Source organism: Streptococcus suis (assembly GCA_022354845.1).
GTDB lineage: Bacteria > Bacillota > Bacilli > Lactobacillales > Streptococcaceae > Streptococcus > Streptococcus suis_AA.
The window spans coordinates 1,654,684-1,671,354 of sequence record CP031970.1 but is presented as its reverse complement, the minus strand read 5'-3'; the positions used below and the strand labels follow the sequence as shown (position 1 = coordinate 1,671,354).

The window sequence follows — 16,671 nt, the reverse complement described above, 5'->3', positions numbered from 1 at the left end:
ATGATTTCAAATTTTGAATTTTTGGCAATTGATTTAGATACAGCCGAGCTTTTTAGAACCATAAATATGGCTGAAGAAAATTATACACATGGGGACTATGAAGGCACGCTGACTAAGGTGAGAAAAGTTGCTGAGAATACAGCGAGGTTGGTTGCCGATAGAGAATATTTAGATATTAGTGAGCGCGCCACCCTTAATGACGTACTAAGAGAGATAAGAGACTTTATTCCTAATAAAACAATCGTCGATCACTTTTATGATATCAAGGGGAAGGGGAATAATTCTGCCCATGTCCTTAATCCAGAAGATGCGACAAAAGAAAATGCCTTAAAATCACTAAAACAAGTCTTTGACATACTAGCTTGGGTCATGCTGACCTATATTGAACCGGATATTAAAGCCAGTGCAATCGGTCAGTTTTTAGAACCGAGAGCACAAGAAATGTACACTACGGCTGAGCGGAAGTTTATCTATATTCAAACAGTTAACAATGAAAGTGGACTATTTAATGCCTTCGAAGGAACTCAAAAAATTGGTGAGGGTAGCGTTTCTTCGGATGATATTGAGACAGATTGGTCACCAAATAGTGACTTTTTACGTACTGTTGCCCCAAAACGTATTAATCAATACATGAAAACATCTGGTCTGCCTTACACGCTTGGTTGGGTAGAGCTTGCTTACAAAAAGGCGACCAAGTCCTGGTTCCATGATTATGATGTGCATAATGTCTTGAAGCGTTCAGGGATTAAACAGGCTGAACAACTGGAAGGAACAGAGTGGTTCAAGACGGATTTAGAGACAGCTAAGGCTGCTATTAAAGCTGTTAAAGAAGGTAGAAATTATCTAAATATTACTGCCAAAGAATCATTTATTGAAGAACCAGTTATCACCCTTCGTCCAGAACAAGAGACAGCGGTCGAGCAGACGCAAAAAGTCTTTAAGAAAAAAGACCGAATGCTCTGGAATGCTAAAATGCGTTTTGGTAAAACCTTGACGTCCTTGCAATTGGTCAAGAATGAAGCCTTTCAAAGAGTGCTCATCATGACTCATCGTCCTGTTGTGGCGGATTCTTGGTTTGATGATTTCAAGAAAATGAAGATGAGCGCCGATGGGTATGATTATGGCTCAGTCTATCAAGGAGAAACGCTTGAAAACCTGAAGCGAGGAGAAAAACCTTTTGTGTATTTTGCTTCAATCCAATTGCTTCGGTACAATGGCGGACAAACCAATCTGAAAGATTTTGCAGATGTGGATTGGGATTTGATTATCATTGATGAGGCGCACGAGGGAACGCAAACCGAGCTCAGTGACACCGTTATGAAAGAATTGGTCAAAGAGCATACAAAGATACTTGAACTATCTGGGACACCTTTCAATCTTTTGGATCAATTTGACGAGGAGCAAGTCTATACTTGGGACTATGTCATGGAACAACAGGCTAAGAAGAAGTGGGAATTAGAACGACCAAGTGAGCCAAATCCTTATGAAACTTTGCCAAAAGTATCGATGTACACTTTTGAAATGAAGCATAAGGAACGTTTTTCTGATGAGAGTAAATCGTTCAACTTTAGGGAATTTTTCCGTGTGGCTGAGGATGGTCAACTTGTTTATAAGCAAGAGGTTCGCCAATTCTTAGATAATATCACACATCCAGATAGTCGTACGAACTACCCTTTTTCAACGAAGTCTTATCGTGAAGAGTTGCGTCATACGCTTTGGCTTATGCCAGGTGTTAAGGAAGCTAATGCTTTTGAGGACTTGCTTAAAGAACACCCTATTTTCGGGAAAGAATATAAAATTGTTAATGTTGTTCGAGGAGCAAGTAGCGATGATGGAATTGCTAATGATGCGGACATAGAGAAAGTTCGTTCTGCTATTGGTAAAGACCCTTCGCAGACAAAAACTATTACCCTGACGGTTCGTAAACTAACTACAGGTGTAAATATCCCAGAGTGGACAGCAGTCCTATTTTTGTCAAATACCAATAGTGCCATGAACTACCTACAAGCTGCCTTTCGTGCTCAGACGCCTTTTTCTCATGAGAAATTGGGAATGAAGACAAATTGTTATGTCTTTGATTTTGCTCCTGATAGAGCCTTGACTGTCATGGCGGAGAGTGCTCAGATTAACTCAGGTGTAGGGAAGAAAAATACGCAAGCGCAAAAGCAAGCTATGGCTCGTCTGTTAAACTTTATGCCAATTTTAGGGGCTTCTGAGCATGGGATGAAGACTTATGATGTCGATAGAATGTTGACACAGCTCAAGAAAGTTTATGCTGAAAAGGCAGTGCGGTCAGGTTTCGAAGACGACAGTCTCTATAATGATAATCTTCTAACTTTAACCGCTGATGATGCAAGTATGTTTACCAAACTCAATGCTATCGTTGGTAAGACGCAGAGTCAAAAAACACCTAAGAAAGTTGTGATTAACGAAAATGGTTTGACAGATGAAGAACATGAGCAAGCTGAAAAAGCTAAAAAGAAACCAAAAGCTAAACGAACAGCAGAAGATCTAGAGGTTATCGAAAAGCAAAAAGAAGCGAAGAAACAGCGGAAAAATATGATTTCTATTTTACGCGGGGTTTCTATCCGTATTCCGATGATGATTTACGGCATGGCGGTCGATTTATCAAAAGATATCACCATTCAAGACTTTATCAAGCAGGTGGATGATGAATCGTGGAAAGAGTTCATGCCAAAAGGTTTCACCAAGGGAATGTTTAGTGAGATTACCAAGTATTATGATGCTGAGGTCTTTATTGAAGCTGGACGCATCATCCGTCAACGTGCCAAATCTTTTGATGGTTTGGACTTTATCGAACGAGCAGAGAATATTGCAGAGTTGTTTAGTACCTTTAAAAACCCTGACAAGGAAACGATATTGACACCTTGGCGCGTTGTCAATATCCAAGTATCTAAGTCTGTCGGCGGTTTGAACTTCTATGATGATAACTTTGAGTCGGTGACAGATGGTGCGACGTCAAATCTTCACTGGGTGTCTAATGAAGTGACTTCATCAATCTATCAACGAGATACGAAAATCTTAGACATTAACTCAAAGACAGGTCTCTACCCTCTTCATAGTGCTATTAGCTTGTATTATCAAAGAGTGGCAGAAAATGATGACAACCATTTTGAAGCTGACCAAGTCTATCAAGAGATTTTAGCGAATAATATCTACGCTATTGCCAAAACACCAATGGCAAAAACCATTACTGAACGTACACTGACAGGCTATCGGAAGTACAAAACCAATGTGACTTATATAGAAAGCCTGACAGATACCCTAAAAACAGATAGTGAACAAGGTAAAAAACTAGTTGAGGAGGCATTTAACAAGGTGAAATTTGATGTAGTGATAGGAAATCCTCCGTATCAGGAGTCAGATAATCAATCAGGAAATGGAAGTGCTCGACCAATCTATGATAAGTTTATTAATTTGGCAGTAGATTTGAAACCAACCTATATTACATTAATAACTCCTAGTGTATGGTTTCTCGGCGGAAAAGGATTGGATGATTTTAGAAAGCGTGCTTTAGAAGATTCACATTTTAAAGAATTTCATAATTACGTAACTCCAAATGATGTCTTTGTAAATGTGAGTCTTAGAGGGGGCGTAAACTTCTTCTTGTGGGATGACAATTTTGATAATAGAAAAAATGATATATTAGTGAATACTTATAAGGATAATCAGTTAATTGATACTGGCTATCGACCATACAGACTAAAAAATATTAATATTTTTATTTCAGAAACAACATCATATAGATTACTTGAAAAATTAATTAACAAAGGATTTGTCGATGTTGAATACGAAAATAATCAACGTATGTTGTATAATCATGTTTCAGAGCGTAATCCATTTGGTTTTTCAACTACAACAAAATTGAATACTAATGAATTTAAAGGAGCAATTAAGATTTATGCAAGTAAGGGAAAGCTTGGATATTGTTTGCCAGGTGATATAAAGAGAAATTCAACTATTATTGATTGTTACAAGGTATTAACTGCGTTTGCTAATAATATTGGAACGGATTTAGCAGATGACAATTTAAACACAATAATTGCTTCTCCAGGAAGTATTTGTACGGAGACGTATTTAGTAGTTGGGGCGGATTTGCAACTTAATGAGAAGAGTGCTATTAATCTGTCAAACTATTTAAAAACAAAATTTGTAAGGTTTCTCATTAGTTTAGCAAAGGCAAATCAAAATGGAACTCGAAAAACATATAGGTTTGTCCCTCTCCAAAATTTTACATCCCACTCGGATATTGATTGGTCACAATCCATCGCTGAGTTAGACGCACAACTCTATCGAAAATATGGGCTTTCTGAGGACGAAATCGCCTTTATTGAAAGTAAAGTGAAGGAGATGGTGGAATGACATTGGTGTGTAGAGGTGTAGATGACAGAATTTAAATTCAATAAATTAACGCCATTAAACGACGTTAAAATCGACCCATCGCATGATGCAGCGATGAAATATGCGTTAGAAGATAAAGGTATTAAAAATGTAGCAATATCTGGGAATTATGGTTCAGGTAAAAGTAGTTTTATAGAAACTTATAAGAGTCAAAATAGCAACTTTAAACCATTACATATCTCGCTGGCTCACTTTTTTTCTCATAATAATTTTGAAAATGAAAAAAACGTTTTCTCAGATATGACTCAAGGCCAAACTGAAGAGAGGGATGCAAATGAACAAATTAATATCATTGAAGGAAAAATAATCAATCAATTGTTGCATCAGATTGATTCGAAATATATTCCAATGACCATTTTTAAGTCCAAGAAAAACCCAGAATTATCTGAAATTCTTAAATTATCTACTGCATTTCTGCTATTCTTATTGCCGATTATGTTTCTGTGGAATTATGCTCAATTAGCGATTTTGGTTAGAGGATTGTTCCCAGATTTTCCTCATATTGGAAAGTCTGTTCGTATTGTAGCTTATCTAATTTTGATGAGTAATCTTGTTTTTTCGGTGTACAGACTATCTGCATTACAGTTAAAAAGACGATTAATAAAAACTATTTCTTTTCGTGGGGCAAATATCTCTGGAGATGTTGAAGTGTTCCAAAATGAAGATGATTCATATTTTGATAAATACTTAGATGATGTTTTGTATCTTTTTGATAATTGTCAAAGTGATGTTATTATTTTTGAGGATATTGACCGATTTGAAACAAATCTTATCTTTGAAAAGTTAAAAGAAATAAATACGCTTGTTAACAATAAGAGAGATGCTGGGCAAAAACTTCTATTTATCTATCTGGTTAAAGATGACATGTTCATTTCGCAAGATAGAACTAAATTTTTTGATTTCATTATTCCGATTATTCCAGTCATTACGTCATCTAACTCAGGTGAAAAACTAGGAGAAATATTATCAAATTTAGGTGAAGCAAGCAGTGTTAGTAAATCATTGTTAAAACAAGTGGCAATTTACATTGATGATATGAGATTGACGTATAATATCTGTAATGAATTTGTTCTATATAAGCATAATTTATTTAGCCAAAAGGAAAATGATAATAATAAGCTAAATCTTTCATCAGATAAGATTTTTGCAATCATTGTGTATAAGAATACTTTTCCTAAAGATTTTTCATTACTCCAAAAAGATTCAGGATTCGTTCATCAACTATTTAGTAGAATTGATGATTTAAAACGGAGCAGTCTAGATAAAAAATCAGCAGAAATTGAGAAAATAGAAGAAAAGATAATTTCTTCTGAGCAAGAATTTTCTAGGAATAAACTTGAACTCTATTCAACGTATTTAAAGGTTCCTGAGGGAAGAGTGGCTATTCGAGTAAATGGTAAAACCGAGAGTCAATTTCCTCATAGATTGGATTTTATACGTGAGATTCTATCGGAAGATGCGAAAATTACTTCCATCGTACCAGATTATTATAACCGAGAGAGTAGCAGAGAAGAAACGATTAATAGTATTTTTGCTATAGATGATATTAATTTTCAGGAACGGATGAATGCTATAGAAAATAGAGACCGTCTTAAAGAGTTAAATTCTAGATTAGAAAAATTACGTGAAGAGTATGAAAGTGTTAAATCAGAAAGGCTGTCTGTCCTCATTAATCGTAATTTTTTCGATACTGTAATGGCAGAATATCCTTACCTAAAGAGAGATAAAAACTCTCTAATCATGTATTTATTGAGAAATGGTTATATAGATGAGAGTTATCCAGACTATATTACTTATTTTTATCCTAACAGCCTGAAGAAGCAAGATAAAGAGTTTTTAAATGCGGCTCAAGGAGAGATTGAACTTGGTTGGGATTACCAATTAGTAGAAATTGCAGAAGTTAATGATAGACTTAACGATTCTGATTTTACAAGAAGTTACGCTTTAAATTTTGATTTATTTGAATATCTTTTATTTGAGAACGATAAAAAGAGATTGGAAAGTTACCTATCAGAAAGGAATGTCGAATTTGTTAATCGGTTTTTACAACAAAGTTCACGACATCTTGCTGCAAAGATTACTGTACTTTTATATTTAATCGATTTAAATCAGAGAACATTGAGATTGCTTTTGACTGCTGATGATATTCTCAAAAAAGAAAAAATGCAGACGCTTGTTTTATTGATATCATTTGTCAATTTTGCTAGTTCTAATTGGCAAGAAGAACTTCAGGAGAACCTTCTCGATTTGATGAATGATAACTGGACAGCTATCCAAGAAATAATTGATAATTTTAATGACCCTATCAACATGACTCAGATTCAAGATAATTTGAAGTTTATGGAGGTTAAAATAAAAGATTTTAATTTCGAAGATAAACATAAAGAAATAAGTGATTTTGTTTATGACAATAATCTTTATGACGTTAATGTTAAAAACGTTCGAAGTTTATCTTTTTATTTGGATGGTAATTTTAAAGAAGACAGTTTGATAAAACAACCAATTACGACTGTTAGAAAGTTTGATAAGCTCTTTAGTTATATTGAAAAAAATATTGACCGATTTGTAACAGAGTTTATACTCTATATGAGCGATAATTTATGTGATAAGTGGCTAGATATGTATTATTTACTTAATCATAACGAAGTAACCAGTGATAATAGAATAGAGTATTTAAAGAGAGTCCAAAATAATATTTTGGATTTTGAACAATTGGATGATGTTATAATCAAGGACGCAGCTATTGCATTCAATAAAGCAAGATTTAGTACGAAAAATATTCTAGATTACTTCTGTGAATATCATAGTTGGAATGATCGATTGATTGAATTTGTAAATCATGGCGAGTGTTTAGAATTTTCACAGTCAGAGTTCAAGGGATTTTCAGATAAACTTCAAGAAGAATTTTTTGAAGAAACAGTTAAATGCAATCAGCTGGATAATGATAAATACAGAGAAATTATTTCTAAATTAGGATGGCATTACACTGAATTTGAATTGGAAAATATTGCAGATGAAAAAATGTCTATTCTAATTGGGACAAGATGTATATCGGAAAAATTTTCAGTAGACACATTGAATTTCCTCAGAGATAATTATCAAAATCATGTTATTGAATATTTGATAGAATATATCGATGGATACCTTTTAGAAAGCGGGGGGGATACGGAGATTTATCACGAACGTGAAATGATGAGTCTTCTTGATGAAGTGCTAACTGATGAAGATAAATTTAAAGTTATTGATAAATTTCCTAGTAGCATATCCCTATCGGATAAGAACTATTCTACAGCGGTGATTGACTATATCTTGCAAAATAAATTTGATGAAGAAGATTTGCAATTTTTTATCTCTAATTATAAAATTTTATCGATGAGTACGAAATCAATATTTAGAAAAATATTTGCTGATTATATTTCTGAGTTTTTAGAGGAAATCGATTCAGTTGATAAAAGTTTGCTCTATGAAGTCATCGAGGATACAGCCATAGATATTGAACACCGTCGACTTGTATTGGCGAACTATATTGATGATTTTAGTTATCCTGAACTTTTAACTTTATTGAATAGTGTCAGACTAACGGAAATTATTACCTCTTTAACTGATAATAAAAAACCGAAAGTAGAAATAACCGGCTATAATGAATTGATTCTTGAATACCTTAAGACAAACAAAAAAATTGCATCCTATCATCAAGAAGGAGATAGCTATAGAATTTATAGTCGGAAACATAGGTAAGGAGGTGCTTTTATATTGAAAGATAAAGATGAATTATTTTGTAAACTATCTCACTACCAATTTTTTCCAGAAAGTCAATATCTAGACAGAAAATCAGCCAGAAAGAAACCGTCGGAACTTCTCAAACACCTGATTGCTTTTGCTAATGCAGATGGCGGTCAGCTGGTTATTGGTATTGAAGATGAGAAGCAGGATAACATTATCACTGGTTTCAAGGACGGCAGAGCTTATCCCATAGACGATTTCAAAAAGATTGACCGTGAGATGCGTGAAACACCTTTAGATTTATCTTTTGAAGAAATCCCTGTGGTTAATCATAAGGGTGAAGAAGATCTCATTTTAGTTATCTCTGTGGAATTGTAGTCAAATCGTGTGATTGCAGCACCAAATGATGAGGTTTATCTTCGTCAGGGTGATGAAACAGTCAAGTTGAGCTACGAGCAACGCACTCAGCTCAGTTATGACAAGGGACAACGTTTCTTTGAGGATGAAGTTGCACCTGATGCGACCTTGGAAGATATTGATGACCACCTGGTTCAGGATTTTAAAAATCGTTTTGATATTTCAGATCGTTCTACAGAAGAAATTCTCAAAGCTCGGCGTTTTTTGGTCAATGGAAAATTAACCAAGGCAGCCATTTTACTTTTTGGTAAATATCCGTCAGCATTCTTTCCTCAATCCCGTGTTCGTTTTCAGCGATTTGATGGTACCGATATGGGGACTGGAAGTAGTTTTAATGTTATCAAGGAAGTGACCTTTGATGATGCTTTGCCTACCTTGATTATCAAGGTTCGAGATTTTATTCGTACTCAGCTTCGCGAGTTTCAATATCTTGATAATGATGGTCAATTTCAGATTTTGCCTGAATATCCTGAATTTGCTTGGTTTGAAGGTGTTGTCAATGCCGTAACTCACCGTGATTATTCTGTCTATGGAGATCATATTCGTGTATTGATGTTTGATGATCGTTTAGAAATTCACAGTCCAGGGAAATTACCTAATATTGTAACAGTTGAAAACATCAAATATGAACGTTTTTCAAGAACCCCCCCGCATTGCCAGAACTCTGACAGAGTTTGGCTGGGTACGCGAGATGAATGAAGGTGTTAAACGGATCTACTCGGAAATGGAATCTGCTTTTCTCCATGAACCTAAGTATTCAGAACCTGGGAATAAGGTTGTCCTGACGCTTGAGAATAATATTGTCAGCCGTCATTTGCGCACACGAGACAGCTTGGAAAAACAGTTCTCTGATTTTGGTGAGTTAACAGCAGACGAGCAATTAATTGTCCACTATATATATAATTCAGGCGAGAGAATGACAACGGCAAAAGCTGTTGAATTGACTGGTAGAAGCAGACGTCATATAGGAAAAGTGTTGCAAAAATTGACGGATCAAGGACTCTTGAAATGGTATGGCAATAGTAAAAATGACAAAAATCAATACTACACTCTTGCTTCAAAATAGATTTTACTTTATACTGAGAACGCAGTAGAATACAGAAAAGTGGCTATCAACAATCAAGTCGATAACCACTTTTTTCATTTTAGGCTTTATTTCAAGGCTCGGCTGTGAATCTGTCAAATGTGCTTAGGTGGAAATATTATTTATCCACCAATTCTTTCAATAGTTCATCATATTGGTTCATAGCAGTTTCTAATTCTTTGTCAAAGTCAAAAGTTGGCTCAGTTTTGAGAATGCTAGTTTCTTCATTAAGTTCCCCTTTAAAAACTTGGTTGGTACTGATATTCAGTGTAAAATTCATTGGATATGCCTCCCAATTTTGTAACTATATTATACATGGTATGTGTGAAAATTAAAAGCGAATACTTCTATTTGACACATTTTCTAGAATCAAGAATAAGGTAAACTTTTATATTTTCTGGTCCGATTTTGCTTATTTTGATTGAAAATTTACCTTATTTTGATGAAATTAGTTGAAATTGGATGAAATTTCTAGTTTTGAAAATCCGTAAAAACATTGATTCTAAAGGATTTTGAAATTAGTTGAAATAAACGATGCTCCAACCAGGTCTTACGAAAAAAGGTAGAGAAAAAGGTAGAGTTTGAATTGAAATATAATGCAATATACTGCATTTTGCAAAAAGAAAAAACGCTTGAAATCAGCGTTTTTCTTATGTATTGATTCGTATTGAATGCTTACTTCACTTCAGTAAAAATGAAGTTTGAATGCTTAATTTAATAGGCTTTTACAGATATTTGATTTTTGTTACCCAAAACCAGGCTTGAAAAAAGCTCGTAAAGCATCACAATTAGTAAACGCTACTTCGAAAGAATTACTATATTTTAAAAGAGTACATTTTCAAAGGATTTTTCCTTTGGCTTCAATTCCTAATTAATCAATGAACTTAATACTAGGTCTCGAAAAGAATTATGCTTCCTCTTTCTGTCTGAGTTCAAAGAGGTCTTCTATTTTCAGATTAAAAACTTGAGCAATTTTAAGAGCCATTTCCAGCGAAGGATTGTAACGGTTATTTTCCAAGTGCAGAATTGTCTCGCGTCGCATGCCGATGATGTCGGCTAACTCCTGCTGGGTCATGCCTGTGGACTCACGAACAGATTTTAGATTAGTAATAATCTTGCTTTCTTTGGCCATGCTTATCCTCTCCGTTCCAAGATAAGATAGACAACCGAAAAGATGAAAATCAAGGCAGCTATGCTAATAAAGATCTGGCCCATGTAAAGAGTGAGAGACCCCATATACCCAATGATAACTGCTAGGATCATCAGTGCGCCTAGTATAAAAACAAACATCAAGCTAGCTGCCTTTGCTAAATTAGCATAAAAGCGTTCGTCCGGAGTTTCCTTGACATTTTTCAAACAGAAAAAACCAAATACAATCACTTCAATAACTATGCCAATCCCCAAAATCCATTCTTTAATACCAGAACTTTCGCTTGGGGTCGCAACCCAAATCCCTACTGTATAAAAAATGCTTGCTGCAAACAAAAGTATCGTGTAAAGCTTAGCAGACAAGTCAAAAATAATCTTTCCTTTACCTTTCTGACTCTTATGAGGCCATGATTTCATATGTAGCCAGCCCCAAATAGCTGCAATCTGTCCTAACACTGAAATACCAACAATAACTAACTTGGGTCCCAAACTAAGATTAGAACCAAATAAAACAGTAAAATCAATAAAGAGAGCTAAGGCAACCATTGCAATGAGGAAACCCATTTTTTGACTTTTTTCCATGATAGACTCCTTCTTTATGTTATAAATATATAACAATTAAATTTTATGTTATAAATATATCACACTTAAATTTGGAAAGCAAGAATTTATGTGCCAAAGTGGCAATTATTTGAAATAATTTTTAATTAAAGACCTCGCTAGTCAAACAACTAAAGAATTCTTTGAAGCAATGCAACATATTTGGTTTGGATAGTTTTGAATAATATTTGATGATAAAGAATTTTTGGAAAATCTAGATACTGTATGAATCTTTACTTTTTTCTTAGACAGTTATAAAGTCGATCAGAATGAACCTTGTAAATGTATAAGTTAATTCTTACAGACCTAAACTATTCCCCTGTTTAAAAAATACTGATTCAAATTTTATGAAATTAATCAGTAGATCCCGTTCTGAAAAGCCTTGATACTACGCTATTTTTAATCCAACTGAAACCCAAACTTTCCAAACCAGGTCTTACGAAAAAAGGTAGGGAAAAAGGTAGAGTTTGAATTGAAATATAGTGCTATATACTGCATTTGATAAAAAGAAAAAACGCTTAAAATCAGCGTTTTTTGGCTCTATAATTTCTGTATTGGGTAAATCCACTGTAGAGATTATGGAGCCTTTTTTAGTGTAGAAAAAAAGTCCCATATGACCTATAATGAAAAGCGACGAAACTCACATTAGAAAGGGTTCATATGGAACAACTAAATCTTATCACAAATTTTCTCAGAATTAAAGACAAAAATATCACTATCACTGATGAATATGATATGGGAACTCACTTAGAACTCCACGGTCACTTGGATTACACAGCCCCTAAATGTCCTTCTTGTAAGGGACTAATGGCTAAATATGATTTCCAGAAAGCCTCTAAGATCCCCTACCTAGAAACAGCTGGCTATCCCTTACTTATCCGCCTTAGAAAGCGTCGGTTCAAGTGTAAAGAATGTGGGGAAATGGCGGTCGCTGAAACTCCTCTTGTCAAGAAAAACCACCAAATCTCTGTCGCTGTTAACCAGAAAATCGCACAATTACTCATTGAAAATCAAGCAATGCAACATATTGCACACAGGCTATCTATCTCAACATCGTCAGTTATGAGAAAGCTCAGTGAGTTCAAGTTTGAAACGGATTGGAATATCCTACCTGAGGTGATGAGTTGGGACGAGTATGCCTTCAAGAAGGGGAAAATGAGCTTCATCGCTCAAGATTTCGACTCCCTAAATGTCATCGCCATTCTCGACGGAAGAACTCAAGCAACCATCCGAAACCACTTTCTTCGCTATCCTAGAAAGGTTAGAAATCGGGTCAAAGTGATTACCATGGATATGTTTAGTCCCTATTATCAACTTGCTAAACAGCTTTTTCCGAATGCAAAAATTGTACTCGATCGCTTTCATATCGTGCAACACCTTAGTTGTGCTATGAACCGTGTCCGTATTCAAATTTTGACCTCATCGAACAGGAAATGGCCACCGTTAATCCTGTTTTCCAGACGGTATTGAAGACATTTCTAAAGGATAAAGATAAGGTTGTAAACGCCATGGAATTGCCTTATTCCAACGCCAAACTGGAAGCTACCAATAATCTCATCAAAGTCATTAAGAGAAATGCCTTTGGTTTCAGGAACTTTGAAAACTTTAAAAAACGGATTTTGATTGCATTGAACATAAAGAAAGAGAGGACGAAGTTCGTCCTCTCTAGGTGTTAGCTTTTCATCTACCCACTACAGTTGACAAAGAGCCGAAAAAAATCTCAAATCCGATACAATGTGTTTGTAGTGAACGACATTATAACAGATTTGGGACGCAAGATCATTATCCTCAAAAGGAAATATAGTATAGTAAGTCAAATAAAATACAGTAAATAATTTAAGGTAGATTAATTATTTTGGTCAATAATATCCTGTAAGGTAGGAGCCTTTAAGTCCTTCTCAGAAATTTGTTCAAGGTTATTTGGATTAATTGGTATTGGCCACTCAATTTTCAGGTCAGATGCTAAAGGAGAAAGTGCTTGCCCTGACATACCAGGAATCCATTCACTATCAAAAAAGTAAAGGTATTCTGTATTGTTTTCTAAAGCTTGAAAACCGTTACAAACGCCGTTAGGAACAAAAACTTGAACTCCAGGATATAAATCTACTGTTACAATTTTACCAAAACTGGTACTGTCATTTCTGATATCAACATAGACACCGAAAGCTGCTCCTTTGGCTACAGTTACTAATTTAGACATTGACTCAGCATGTAACCCTCTTACAGCACCTTTTTTCGTTTGAGTCAGATTAATCTGAGACCAAGTTGTAGAGGATAAAATATCAGAATAAGCACTAAAACGAAACAGTTCGCGTACTGTTCCTCTCTCGTCTGTCACTGTCTTTGGATGGATAATATAGAGTCCATCAATCTCAGAAGTCGAAGTTAACATATTATTATTTTTTAAAATCATAAAGCCCCCTCATTCACATTGAATTGTATCATAATATTCAAATTTGCACCAGTTGCAACTTTTGCTTTTACGTGTTTTGCCATCTCCAGTTCATAGAAGAGAACTGCAAAAATCAATCTACAATCTGATATTATTACTATTTTTATAGTATAAAATATAGACTTTTTAAACCAGGTCTTAAGAAAGCACGTAAAGCATCACAATTCTCTATCATTTAAATTAATTGATTTCTTCAGAGAAAGACTGTAAAATTTTTGATATAATGTCAAGGATGGTCTGATAGATATTTAAAAGATAATGTTCAAAAGAATTACAGGTGAAAATTAAAAATATGTAAGATTGGACAGAAGTCTTTCTACGATCATCCATGTGGAAACAAATTATATGAAATAAAAGGAATAACCAATGACCGGAAACTATTCAACACGTGAATACCGAGAGAAATTATATGATGACCTTCATGTTCGATTAAGTGATACAGTGATTTTGATGTGTGCGATTTTTATTGCCTCTATAGGTCTAAATATGAATTCAACAGCTGTCATTGTTGGAGCCATGCTGATTTCCCCTCTTATGACACCGATTGTTGGACTGGGATTCGGTTTAGCAATTTTTGATACACGTTTAATCAAACAATCTCTAGAGGTTTTATTTACTGAAGTATTGGTCAGTTTGCTTGTATCGACTCTGTATTTCTGGATTTCTCCCTTATCTTACGCAAGTAGCGAGTTGATTGCACGAACCTCTCCAACCATTTGGGATGTTGTCATTGCTATTGCTGGTGGGATAGCAGGTGTCATTGGTTCAAGGAAAAAAGAAGCAAACAATATCGTGCCAGGAGTAGCCATCGCAACAGCTCTAATGCCACCTATCTGTACTGCGGGGTATGGTTTAGCTAATGGAAATGTACGATATTTATTTGGGGCTCTCTATCTTTTCTTGATCAACTGTGTCTTTATCATGCTAACCAATATTATTGGAACAAGAATTTTGATGAGAAAATCTCCCTTAAGTTCATTTAAAGAGCTAAACATTAAAATGAGAATTGGGTTGATATTCTTGATTGTATTATTGGTCCTTCCAGCAAGCTATTCAGCAGTCACTCTGACGATGGATCAAGCGCGAAAAGAAGGGATCAAACAGTTTGTAGGAAAAGAGTTCGCCAATTATACGGTCATTAATCAAGTCTACAAGTCAAGGAATAATGAATTGGTCTTGACGGTTGTTGGAGATCCAATTTCAAAAGAAGAATTAGAAACAATTCGCCAAAAACAAGCCTCTTACGGTATTCAATCTGTTCAATTGAAAGTCAATCAAATCCATAATTCGACAAAATTAGATAGTGAGACGACCAAGGAATTTTACGAAAACATTGACAAGTATATCGATCAAAAACTCTCTGAAAAAAATTCACAAAACGATCTCGTAAAAGAAATTGAAGCAGACAAGGATTGAGGACGATGAACTGAATAGGTTTTTATGCCGTGTTTTTCTTGTTTGTTCTTCTTTCTTACCTATAACAAAATAAAATTGATGAATACGAGATTTTTCTTTAGATGAAAGAAAGTACATTAAAGTATTTTACTGCAAATTCAATTTATAAAATAACAACAAGAAAGAAAATATAAATTTTGCAGTTTTTCTTTCTGGTTGTTTTCTGATAACGGAGGTTTGCTCAAATGCTATAAGAAATAAATTAGGAGGTCTATCATCTAAAAAAATGTATGTAACAAAAAATAATTTAACTAATGGTGTGAACTTTTAGTATTTATCAGCTCAATTCGTGTATTTTTAGGATAAAGTTCACACCATTCAGATGAAATTAGTTGGAATTGGATGAATTGTGAGTTTTGAAAACTTGTGGAAACATTGATATTACAAGCTTTTGAAATTTATTCAAAGAAATATCTTTCCAACCAGGTCTTAAGAAAGCACGTAAAGCTTCACAATTCAGTAAACGTTAATATACCGCTATATATCAACGTTTCAAGGCATTCAAGAGTTATCTCTTGGGTGTCTTTTTTTGTTCAAAAATCAAAAGTTTCCACCAAAATTTCCCTCAACGTTTTTTGACAATTCGAAATGCTGTTTCTCTAGCAGTTTGTTTAAGTGTGTTTTTGGTATTGATATAGATCTTAGTGATGGATTGGTCACTATGTGTCAGAGCTTCTGAAATGGCTTCTAAGCTCATCATCAAAGAGATTGATTTTAAATTTTTGGCAAATGGTCAATGAAAATGCTTTGACTGCTTTTCACGAAACCCTCGCATTGCCCGAACCTTGACAGAGTTGGGTTGGGTACGTGAGATGAATGAAGGTGTTAAACGTATCTACTCGGAGATGGAATCTGCCTTTCTCCATGAACCTAAATTCTCAGAACCTGGGAATAAGGTTGTCCTGACGCTTGAGAACAACATTGTCAGCTGACATCTCCGTACAAGAGTCAGCTTGGAAAAACAGTTCCATGATTTTGATGAATTAACAGGAGATGAGCAATTAATTGTCCACTATATGTATAATTCTGGCGAGAGAATGACAACGGCAAAAGCCATTGAGCTTACAGGCAGGAGTCGATCATTTGTTGTTAAAATGTTACATAAACTTCGTGATTTAGAAATCATTACTTGGTTTGGTTCAAGTAAAAACGACCGCAATCAATATTATCTTTTAGTTGATAAATGATTGCAGTCAGGATACTTATTAGTAATAAGAATACAGTAGAATATAGAAAAGTGTCTATTAACAATCAGGTCGATAACCACTTTGTTTTTATTATAGACTTTATTTCAAGAATTAGTTGTGAATATGTCAAATTTGTTTAGATAGGGATTTCAATTATCTATCAATTCTTTCAATAATTCTTC

6 protein-coding genes and 6 pseudogenes are annotated in these 16,671 nt (G+C 34.7%); 7 read left to right on the top strand and 5 right to left on the bottom strand.

Annotation, left to right across the window (positions count from 1 at the left end; translation table 11 throughout):
- From D2A30_08655 to D2A30_08645, 3 genes and pseudogenes are all read left to right on the top strand, one after another.
- Positions 1 to 4,383 carry a restriction endonuclease gene (locus tag D2A30_08655; protein ID ULL21633.1) on the top strand — a complete coding sequence of 1,461 codons (4,383 nt, stop codon included), beginning with the start codon at positions 1 to 3 and terminating at the stop codon, positions 4,381 to 4,383.
- A gap of 21 nt (positions 4,384 to 4,404) precedes the next feature.
- A complete protein-coding gene (locus D2A30_08650) occupies positions 4,405 to 8,160 on the top strand; it encodes a DNA-binding protein (protein ID ULL21632.1) in 3,756 nt (1,251 codons plus the stop codon).
- Between the two features lie 15 nt (positions 8,161 to 8,175).
- Positions 8,176 to 9,628, top strand: a pseudogene (locus D2A30_08645) (ATP-dependent DNA helicase).
- A gap of 136 nt (positions 9,629 to 9,764) precedes the next feature.
- Here D2A30_08645 and D2A30_08640 read toward each other — a convergent pair.
- The 3 genes and pseudogenes from D2A30_08640 to D2A30_08630 form a co-directional block, all read right to left on the bottom strand.
- A pseudogene (locus D2A30_08640) lies at positions 9,765 to 9,860 on the bottom strand (AbrB/MazE/SpoVT family DNA-binding domain-containing protein).
- Between the two features lie 693 nt (positions 9,861 to 10,553).
- Complete coding sequence (locus D2A30_08635; GenBank protein ID ULL21631.1) at positions 10,554 to 10,778, bottom strand: transcriptional regulator; 225 nt, start codon at positions 10,776 to 10,778, stop codon at positions 10,554 to 10,556.
- Positions 10,779 to 10,780: 2 nt separating this feature from the next.
- On the bottom strand, positions 10,781 to 11,377 hold the full coding sequence (locus D2A30_08630) for a DUF3796 domain-containing protein (GenBank protein ULL21630.1): 597 nt from the start codon (positions 11,375 to 11,377) through the stop codon (positions 10,781 to 10,783).
- 678 nt (positions 11,378 to 12,055) lie between these two features.
- Between D2A30_08630 and D2A30_08625 the strand changes: the two are divergent.
- Positions 12,056 to 13,071, top strand: a pseudogene (locus tag D2A30_08625) (ISL3 family transposase).
- Positions 13,072 to 13,241: 170 nt separating this feature from the next.
- Here D2A30_08625 and D2A30_08620 read toward each other — a convergent pair.
- A complete protein-coding gene (locus tag D2A30_08620; protein ID ULL21629.1) occupies positions 13,242 to 13,808 on the bottom strand; it encodes a dTDP-4-keto-6-deoxy-D-glucose epimerase in 567 nt (188 codons plus the stop codon).
- Positions 13,809 to 14,213: 405 nt separating this feature from the next.
- Between D2A30_08620 and D2A30_08615 the strand changes: the two genes are divergently transcribed.
- Both D2A30_08615 and D2A30_08610 read left to right on the top strand, forming a co-directional pair.
- The gene (locus tag D2A30_08615; GenBank protein ULL21628.1) at positions 14,214 to 15,263 is read left to right on the top strand and encodes a DUF389 domain-containing protein; all 1,050 of its coding nucleotides are present in this window, start codon (positions 14,214 to 14,216) and stop codon (positions 15,261 to 15,263) included.
- Between the two features lie 419 nt (positions 15,264 to 15,682).
- Positions 15,683 to 15,881: pseudogene (locus D2A30_08610) on the top strand (hypothetical protein).
- On the opposite strand, the pseudogene D2A30_08605 reads toward D2A30_08610, so the two are convergent.
- Positions 15,868 to 15,996: pseudogene (locus D2A30_08605) on the bottom strand (site-specific integrase). The pseudogenes D2A30_08610 and D2A30_08605 overlap by 14 nt on opposite strands.
- 61 nt (positions 15,997 to 16,057) lie before the next feature.
- Here D2A30_08605 and D2A30_08600 point away from each other — a divergent pair.
- Positions 16,058 to 16,489, top strand: a pseudogene (locus tag D2A30_08600) (ATP-dependent DNA helicase).
- The last annotated feature ends 182 nt before the right edge of the window (positions 16,490 to 16,671 follow it).

What these genes read in the sequence shown, in the direction of transcription:
- D2A30_08615 (ULL21628.1), top strand. Translation starts at nt 14,214, where the DNA reads ATGACCGGAAACTATTCAACACGTGAATACCGAGAGAAATTATATGAT.
- D2A30_08635 (ULL21631.1), bottom strand. Translation starts at nt 10,778, where the DNA reads ATGGCCAAAGAAAGCAAGATTATTACTAATCTAAAATCTGTTCGTGAG.
- D2A30_08655 (ULL21633.1), top strand. Translation starts at nt 1, where the DNA reads ATGATTTCAAATTTTGAATTTTTGGCAATTGATTTAGATACAGCCGAG.
- D2A30_08650 (ULL21632.1), top strand. Translation starts at nt 4,405, where the DNA reads ATGACAGAATTTAAATTCAATAAATTAACGCCATTAAACGACGTTAAA.
- D2A30_08620 (ULL21629.1), bottom strand. Translation starts at nt 13,808, where the DNA reads ATGATTTTAAAAAATAATAATATGTTAACTTCGACTTCTGAGATTGAT.
- D2A30_08630 (ULL21630.1), bottom strand. Translation starts at nt 11,377, where the DNA reads ATGGAAAAAAGTCAAAAAATGGGTTTCCTCATTGCAATGGTTGCCTTA.